This is a genomic window from Stenotrophomonas sp. SMYL20, assembly GCF_036320045.1.
Taxonomy (GTDB): domain Bacteria; phylum Pseudomonadota; class Gammaproteobacteria; order Xanthomonadales; family Xanthomonadaceae; genus Stenotrophomonas; species Stenotrophomonas maltophilia_A.
The window spans coordinates 34,355-41,382 of record NZ_JAWIRT010000032.1; the positions used below are offsets into that span (position 1 = coordinate 34,355).

At 68.4% G+C, this 7,028-nt stretch carries 8 protein-coding genes; 2 read left to right on the forward strand and 6 right to left on the reverse strand.

Translation table 11 applies throughout. From position 1 onward, the window contains the following. Positions 1 to 98: 98 nt before the first annotated feature. A complete protein-coding gene (locus V3B48_RS19135) occupies positions 99 to 581 on the reverse strand; it encodes an Lrp/AsnC family transcriptional regulator (protein ID WP_032128965.1) in 483 nt (160 codons plus the stop codon). A 72-nt stretch (positions 582 to 653) separates the two neighbouring features. On the opposite strand from V3B48_RS19135, the gene V3B48_RS19140 reads away from it, so the two are divergent. Then, on the forward strand, positions 654 to 1,529 hold the full coding sequence (locus V3B48_RS19140) for an EamA family transporter (RefSeq protein ID WP_032128972.1): 876 nt from the start codon (positions 654 to 656) through the stop codon (positions 1,527 to 1,529). A gap of 58 nt (positions 1,530 to 1,587) precedes the next feature. Here the strand turns inward: V3B48_RS19140 and V3B48_RS19145 are convergent, their stop codons facing one another. The 4 genes from V3B48_RS19145 to V3B48_RS19160 form a co-directional block, all read right to left on the reverse strand. Beyond that, positions 1,588 to 2,325, reverse strand: a complete 738-nt coding sequence (locus V3B48_RS19145; RefSeq protein WP_005419292.1) for an endonuclease/exonuclease/phosphatase family protein — start codon at positions 2,323 to 2,325, stop codon at positions 1,588 to 1,590. 53 nt (positions 2,326 to 2,378) lie between these two features. Then, the gene (locus V3B48_RS19150; RefSeq protein WP_329894254.1) at positions 2,379 to 3,209 is read right to left on the reverse strand and encodes a thiol:disulfide interchange protein DsbA/DsbL; all 831 of its coding nucleotides are present in this window, start codon (positions 3,207 to 3,209) and stop codon (positions 2,379 to 2,381) included. Between the two features lie 106 nt (positions 3,210 to 3,315). Then, complete coding sequence (locus V3B48_RS19155) at positions 3,316 to 3,966, reverse strand: thiol:disulfide interchange protein DsbA/DsbL (RefSeq protein WP_032128968.1); 651 nt, start codon at positions 3,964 to 3,966, stop codon at positions 3,316 to 3,318. A gap of 106 nt (positions 3,967 to 4,072) precedes the next feature. After that, positions 4,073 to 4,873 (reverse strand): c-type cytochrome, encoded by an 801-nt coding sequence (locus tag V3B48_RS19160; protein ID WP_049400465.1) that lies wholly within the window; start codon positions 4,871 to 4,873, stop codon positions 4,073 to 4,075. A 155-nt stretch (positions 4,874 to 5,028) separates the two neighbouring features. On the opposite strand from V3B48_RS19160, the gene yihA reads away from it, so the two are divergent. After that, on the forward strand, positions 5,029 to 5,631 hold the full coding sequence (gene yihA, locus V3B48_RS19165) for a ribosome biogenesis GTP-binding protein YihA/YsxC (RefSeq protein WP_041864681.1): 603 nt from the start codon (positions 5,029 to 5,031) through the stop codon (positions 5,629 to 5,631). A 97-nt stretch (positions 5,632 to 5,728) separates the two neighbouring features. On the opposite strand, the gene V3B48_RS19170 is transcribed toward yihA, so the two are convergent. After that, complete coding sequence (locus V3B48_RS19170) at positions 5,729 to 6,703, reverse strand: MBL fold metallo-hydrolase (RefSeq protein WP_180838416.1); 975 nt, start codon at positions 6,701 to 6,703, stop codon at positions 5,729 to 5,731. Between the last annotated feature and the right edge of the window lie 325 nt (positions 6,704 to 7,028).

Sequence of the window (7,028 nt, forward strand, 5' to 3'; positions counted from 1 at the left end):
AGGAGAGGACGGAGTGCTCATGGTCTCCGACTGTAGCGTCGAGCCATGCTCGACGGCTGCTGCTCTGCGGTAAAAGCGCAGTCGAGCATGGCTCGACGCTACAGAACCGGTGCCAGCGGGACCTCGAAACTCCGCTTCAAGGTGCCCAGTGCCACCGAGGTACGGAAACGCTCGATGTTGTCATCGCCACCGAACAAGCGCTCGGTGATCGCCTCGTACTCTTCCATCGACGCCGCCGAAAGCAACAGCAGGAAATCGCCATCGCCGGTGATCGAGTAGCACTGCTGCACGGCCGGGTCGTCCTGTACGCGGCGCTTGAACGGCGCCACCCGCTCGCGCTGCTCGCTGACCACGCGCACCTCGACGATGATGGTCAGCGGCCGCCCGACCTTGGCGGCGGCGACCACCGCTACATTGGCCGCGATCACGCCGCTGTCCTGCAGGCGCTTGATGCGGCGCTGCACGGCCGGGGTGGACAGGTGCACGGCCTCGGCGATTTCGCGCTGCGGCAGGGTGTTGTCCCGCTGCAGCAGGTCGAGGATGGCGCGGTCGAAACTGTCGAGCACGGGGGCGATGGCCATGGCGAGCAGAAGTTGCACGAACGGGCCGTCAATTGAGCCAAGTGCTCGGCGCCGGCGCAATAGACTTTGCGCATGCAGACCTCACGACTCGCGCCGATGTTGCCGGCGCTGGCGGTGCTCGGCTCGGTCACCTCGCTGGCCATCGGCACCTCCTACGCAAAACACCTGTTCCCGCTGATCGGTGCCCAGGGCACCAGCGCGCTGCGCGTGGGCTTTTCGGCGCTGTTGCTGCTGCTGTTCTGGCGGCCATGGCGCTGGAAGACCAGCCGCGTGGATGCGATCACCATCCTGCGCTACGGGCTCACCCTGGGCCTGATGAACCTGCTGTTCTACATGGCCCTGCGCACGATTCCCTTCGGCATCGCGGTGGCCATCGAGTTCACCGGGCCGCTGACGGTGGCGATGCTGTCATCACGGCGACCGATCGACTTCCTGTGGGTGGGCTGCGCGGCGGTGGGGCTGCTGTTGCTGTTGCCGATCGGTGGCGGCCCGGCGCTGGATCCGGCCGGCGTGCTGTATGCCATGGGTGCGGCGGCGTGCTGGGGCCTGTACATCGTGTTCGGCAAGCGTGCCGGCCATCTGCACGCCGGGCATTCGGTGTCGCTGGGGCTGCTGGCGGCGTCGCTGGTGGTGGTGCCGGTGGGCGTGGTGCATGCCGGCGCCGCACTGCTCGATCCGAAGATCCTGGCCGCTGGCCTGCTGGTGGCGTTGGTGTCCAGCGCGATCCCGATGTCGCTGGAGATGATGGCGCTCAAGCGCCTGCCCAAGGAGACCTTCGGCATCCTGATCAGCATGGAGCCGGCAGTAGCCGCGCTGTGGGCGATGCTGCTGCTGCACGAGCACCTGCATGGATTGCAGTGGCTGGCGATCGGCTGCACGGTGCTGGCCTCGGTGGGCAGCACGATGACCGCGCGGCGGCTGAAGGTGCCGGTGGTGCAGGCGGGGTAGCGCCGGGCCATGCCCGGCGGAGAGCGTGCCAACCAAGGTTGGCACCCACCAGGAGCGGTCAGCGCAGGGCGTCGGCCGGGACGTCGATCTGCATCGCCAGGGCGAGGTGATCGGAGAACGCGGCCGGTACGGCTTCCACGGTGCGGGTCTGCAGGCCGCTGCTGACCAGGATGTGGTCGATGGCGCGATCGGGGCGCCAGCTGGGGAAGGTCGGCACGATGCAGCCCGGTGGTTGCAGGCGGGTCTTCTGGTACAGCACCTGCATTTCCGGGCGTTCGGCCAGGCAGTTGAAGTCGCCCATCAGTACCGCGTTGGGATGGTCGGACAGCAGCTCGGCGATGAAGCCCAGCTGCGACATCCGCGAACCCGCGCCCAGCGACAGATGGGCTACCGCTACCGCCAGGCCATCGGCGCCGTCGCCGAACTTGGCCAGCAGCACGCCGCGCCCGCCGATGCGGCCGGGCAGGGCGTGATCCTGCACTTCCACCGGTTCCAGCTTGCTCAGCAGGCCGTTGGCGCTGGAGGCGACCCCGCCCATGCGCCGGTTCGGCTGGTGGCTCCAGTAGTTGAAGCCGGCACGCTGGGCCAGGTAGTGGGTCTGGTTGGTGAAGCCCGAGCGCAGGCTGCCCGGGTCGGCCTCCTGCAGGCCGACGATGTCATGTTCGCGCGCCAGGGTGGCGATCGCGTCCAGGCTGCTGCGCTTGCGGCCCGCCGGCAGCGCATGTGACCAGCTGCGGGTCACATAGTCGCTGTAGCGGCGGGTACTTGAGCCGGCCTGGATGTTGGCCGTCAGCAAGCGCAGGGTCCGTGTACGGGGGGAATTCACGGCCGGGAAACGCTTCTCTTGGATCAGTGAGCCTGGGCCGCACCGCGTTCGCGGGCGATCAGGTGGTCGGCAATGCGCAGCATGTCCGGGAAGCTCTTGCCCTTCACCAGATACTTGCCGTTGACGATGATCGACGGGGTGCCGCTGATCTGGCTGCGCTGGGCGAATTGCTTGGCCGAGTTGGTCTTGGCATTCACCGCGAAGCTGCCCATGGTGGCGGCGAACTGCTTGGGATCCACGCCGTAGGCACCGTAGAACTTGGCGATGTCGTCAACCGAATCGGTGCCGCGCTCGCCCTTCAGGGTCTTCTGCGAATGGATGGCAGCGTACAGGGCTTCGTGGGTCTTCTCCTGTACGCCCAGGGTCTGCGCGGCGTAGAAGGCACGGGCGTAGTTGTCCCAGGTACCGCCGAACATGGCCGGCACGTAGACGAAGTTCACGTCGCTCGGCAGGCCGGCCTTCCACGGGCCGACCAGCGGCTGGAACGCGGCGCAGGCCGGGCAGACATAGCCGAAGATCTCGGTCACTTCGATCTTGCCGGCGGCCGGCTGGAACGGCTGGCCGTTCGGGATCACCTGGTAGTCGGCGCCTTCCACCGGGGCCGGGCCGGTCAGTGCGGTGGTGGTCGGGGCCGGTGCAGCGGCCGGGGCGGCTTCAGCCGGCGCCTTCTCGCCTTCGGCAGCGGCCGGGGCGGCGCCTTCGGTACCCGCGGCCGTAGCGGCCGGTTCGGTGGTCGCCGGAGCTGCAGCCGGTTCGGCCGGGGCCGCGGTGGTGTTGGTGCTGCCGTCGTCGGCCTTGCAGGCCGCCAGGATCGGCAGCAGCGCTGCGAGGGCGAGGGCGTAACGGATCTTCATGGAAACGTCTCCAGCATCTGGAAAGGTGGGGCCGGCGTCATGCGCCGGCCAGGGGGAAATGATGACACGCGGCGGCGACAGCGCCGTGTCGGTGGTGGGTGTTGGTTCAGCGGCCGCGGGCGGCGCGGGCCTGGGCGATCAGCGCCGAGGCGATGCGCAGCTGGTCGTCGAAGCTGTCGCCACGGACCAGGTACTGGCCGTTGATGATCAGCGCCGGGGTCCCGGGGATCTTGGTGCGCTGGGCGAACGCGCGGGCGGCATCGACCTTCTTCTGTACGGCATCGCCGCGCAGGGCCTGCAGGTAACGGTCCGGGGTCACGCCGTAGGCCTTGTAGAAGGTGGCGAGCTCATCGGCCGAGACGTTCTGCATCGGCAGCGAGCCGTCCTGGTGCAGGGCCTTGAACACGGCGGCATGGCTGCGCTTGGCCACGCCGACTTCGTCGGCGGCGTAGTAGGCCAGTGCCCAGGCATCCCAGGCGCCGCCGAAGGCTGCCGGAACCGGAGTGAAGCGCACATCGGCCGGCAGCTTGGCTGCCCAGGCTTCCAGCTGCGGTTCGAAACGGGCGCAGTGCGGGCAGGTGTAGCCGAAGACCTCGACCACCTCGATCTTGCCGGCCAGCGGCTGGAACGGGCCCGGCTGGGCGATGCGCTCGTAGTCCTTGCCTTCGACCAGCGGGGCATTGGCGGGGGTGGCGGCGCAGGCTACCAGCGGCAGCAGCACCAGCACAGACAACAGCAGGCGGGAAATCAACCTCATCGACACGCATCTCCGTTGAAAAAAGCAACGCCGGCGCGGTCGCCGGCGTGAAGGAAACATACCGCAGCCGCGGGCCGGCGTGGCGACCCGGGCCGACCAGTGGTGGTCAGGGGGCGGCAGCCGGTTGTGCCGGCGTGGTGGCAACGGCCACGTCGTCGGCCTTGTTGTGCAGGCCCTGCAGGTAGCTCGACAGCGCCTGCACCTCCTGCTCGCTCAGCTTCTGCGCAACCGCAGCCATGATCTGGAAGTGCGCCTTGTCGGTCTCGTTGGTCTGGCCGGCCTGGTATTCCTGCAGGCGGCGCGCGACATAGCTGGCGTGCTGGCCGCCGATGTGCGGATAGGCCGGGCCCGGATTACCGGCGCCACTGGGGCCGTGGCAGGCCATGCAGGCCGGCAGGCCGCGTTTGGCGTCACCGCCACGGTACAGCTGCTGGCCGATCTCGTAGAACTTCATGCCCTTGTAGGGGCCGTCGGTGACCGCCGTGTCATCGGCGATGCCGGCAGTGGCCTTCTGCGTGGCGAAGAACGCGCCGATGTCGCGCATGTCCTGCGGGGTGAGGTTCTGTACGAACGGCACCATCGCCACCGCCGCGCCGGAGCTGCGCTGCCCATTGGCGATCAGGGCCATCTGCTGGGCGACGTAGCGTTCGCTCTGGCCGGCGATGGACGGGTACATCTCCACCGTGGAATTGCCGTCGGCGCCATGGCAGGCCGCGCAGGCCGAGGCCTTGGTCTGGCCGGCCTTGGCATCGCCCCAGTGGGTCTTGCTGAAATCGACCTCCAGCGAGGCGGTGTTGATCGGCCCGTTGTCGGGCAGCGGGGTCAACGTGGTCTGCGCGAACGCAGCGGCGGCAACGACTACGGCAGTGGCAAGGGCGGATACGGCAAGAACGCGAGCGTGGCGCATGCTAAAGCTCCGTATGGACCGGGCCGGGCGGCAGCCACGGCATCGTCCGGATTATCAACGCCGTTTCCGCGCACGGTCAACGCAGCAGTGCAGCATTTTCCCGGCGGAGGGCCCGGGGCCGGGCGCGCGGTGCCACAACATGCGATCCTATGCACATGTCATTGCTCATCGAACGCGCTCAATACCACCTCTCTGCCCACAACATGGGGCAGCTGCCGCCCGATGAGGGGGCCGAAGTGGCCTTTGCGGGCCGCTCCAACGCCGGCAAGTCCAGTGCTCTCAACGCATTGACCCGCCAGAACAGCCTGGCCCGGGTCTCCAAGACCCCCGGCCGCACCCAGCAGCTGGTGTTCTTCCAGGTGACCCCGGAAGCCCATCTGGTCGATCTGCCCGGTTACGGCTACGCCAAGGTGCCGCTGGACCTGCAGGCGCACTGGCAGGCCTTCATCGACCGCTACTTCCGCACCCGCAATGCGCTGAGGGGCCTGGTGGTGGTGATGGATATCCGCCACCCGCTGAAGGACTACGACCGGCAGATGCTGGCCTATGCCGTGCAGCGTGGCCTGCCGGCGCATGCGTTGCTGACCAAGGCCGACAAGCTGAGCCGCAGCCAGCAGATGCAGACCCTGCAGAAGGTGCGCAAGGAACTGCACTCCTCCTTCGGTGATACGGTCAGCGTGCAGGTGTTCTCCGGCGCCGCCCGCACCGGTGTGGACGAAGCCCGCGGCATCATCGGCGGCTGGCTGGGGCTGGAATAAGGCATTTCCGGTCGCCCGGCTGGCAGCCGGGCGCTACCGCTCTGATGCCCGGTAGTGCCGGCCGCTGGCCGGCAACGCCACCAGGCCCGGCGGCACCTCATTTCAACGGCGAATACTCCGCCGGCACCCACGCATAGGCCTTGCCCTCGCCACGTACATGGCCCAGACCGGGGAACGGCAGGTGCGCACCGGCCACCCACCAACCGTTGGCGGTGGCCTGCTGCAGCAGGCCGCGCCGGCTGGCGATGGCGGCTTTGCGATCCGAATCGGCCTCGAAGGCCGCCTCCGGGTGCGCGAACTGCACCGCGTGGAAGTGCAGCACATCGCCCCACACCAGCAATGACTGGCCCTGGCTGTCGAACCGGTAGGAGACATGGCCAGGCGTATGGCCATGGGTGTCCATCGCCACCGCGCCACCGGGCAGGGCATCGCCGGGACTGAAGGTGCGCAGGTGGCCGCTGGCCTGATAGGGCGCTACCGCGTTGCGCGCCAGCGGGAAGGCAAAGCGCACGCCCTTCGGCGCGGTGGCCTCGCTGGCCGGGTTGAGCCAGTAGTCGGCATCGGCCTTGGACAGCCACACCGTGGCATTCGGGTAGGCCGGCTTGCCCTGCGCGTCGAGCACGCCGCACAGATGGTCCGGATGGGCGTGGGTCAGCAGCACCTCATCCACCTCGGCCGGGTCCACGCCGGAGGCGCGCAGGTTGCCCAGCACCTGGCCCAGGCCGGGGCCGAAGCACTGCGCGGTACCGGTATCGACCAGGGTCAGGTGGTTGCCCTGGCGCACCAGGAAAGCATTGATCGCGGTCTGCAGGCCCTTCTTGTCTTCGGGCACGTAACGGCCTTCCAGCAGGCGGCTGACCAGCGTCGGCGGCACGCCCACGACTTCCTGCCGGCCCAGCGCGACCACGCCATCGAACAGGGCGGTGACCTGCAGCGCACCGACGCGCTGGTGGTAGACGCCTGGGACCTGCTGGGTGGGGGCAGGCGACGTGGTTTCGGCCAGCGCGGCCAGTGGCAGGGATGACAAGGCCAACAGCAGGGCGCGGTGCAGCGGCAGGGGACGCAGGGTCATGGTGGTTCTCGGTGGACGACGGGCGGTTCCGTTGCCGTATAGCGTGCCGTGGTCGACGTGTGTGCGGCGCTCAAACCACTACGCGGAATGCTCAGGGAAGGGGTGTTGTCTGCAGGGCTGCGCCCTGCACCCGCAGAGGCAACGGCCGCAGCCAAAGCAACGTCAAAAACTGGTTTCCTGTGGGATGGCGGGGTGGGTCCGGTTGCGGGGGACGCTGCAAGTACATCCATGTAAGCTCGGTCGCCGCTTGCTCGTGTGCGCAGTCCTGCGCACACGGCAAGACCGGGGTTGGGCGTCCTGCCCAACCCGCCCGAGGCATGCCTCG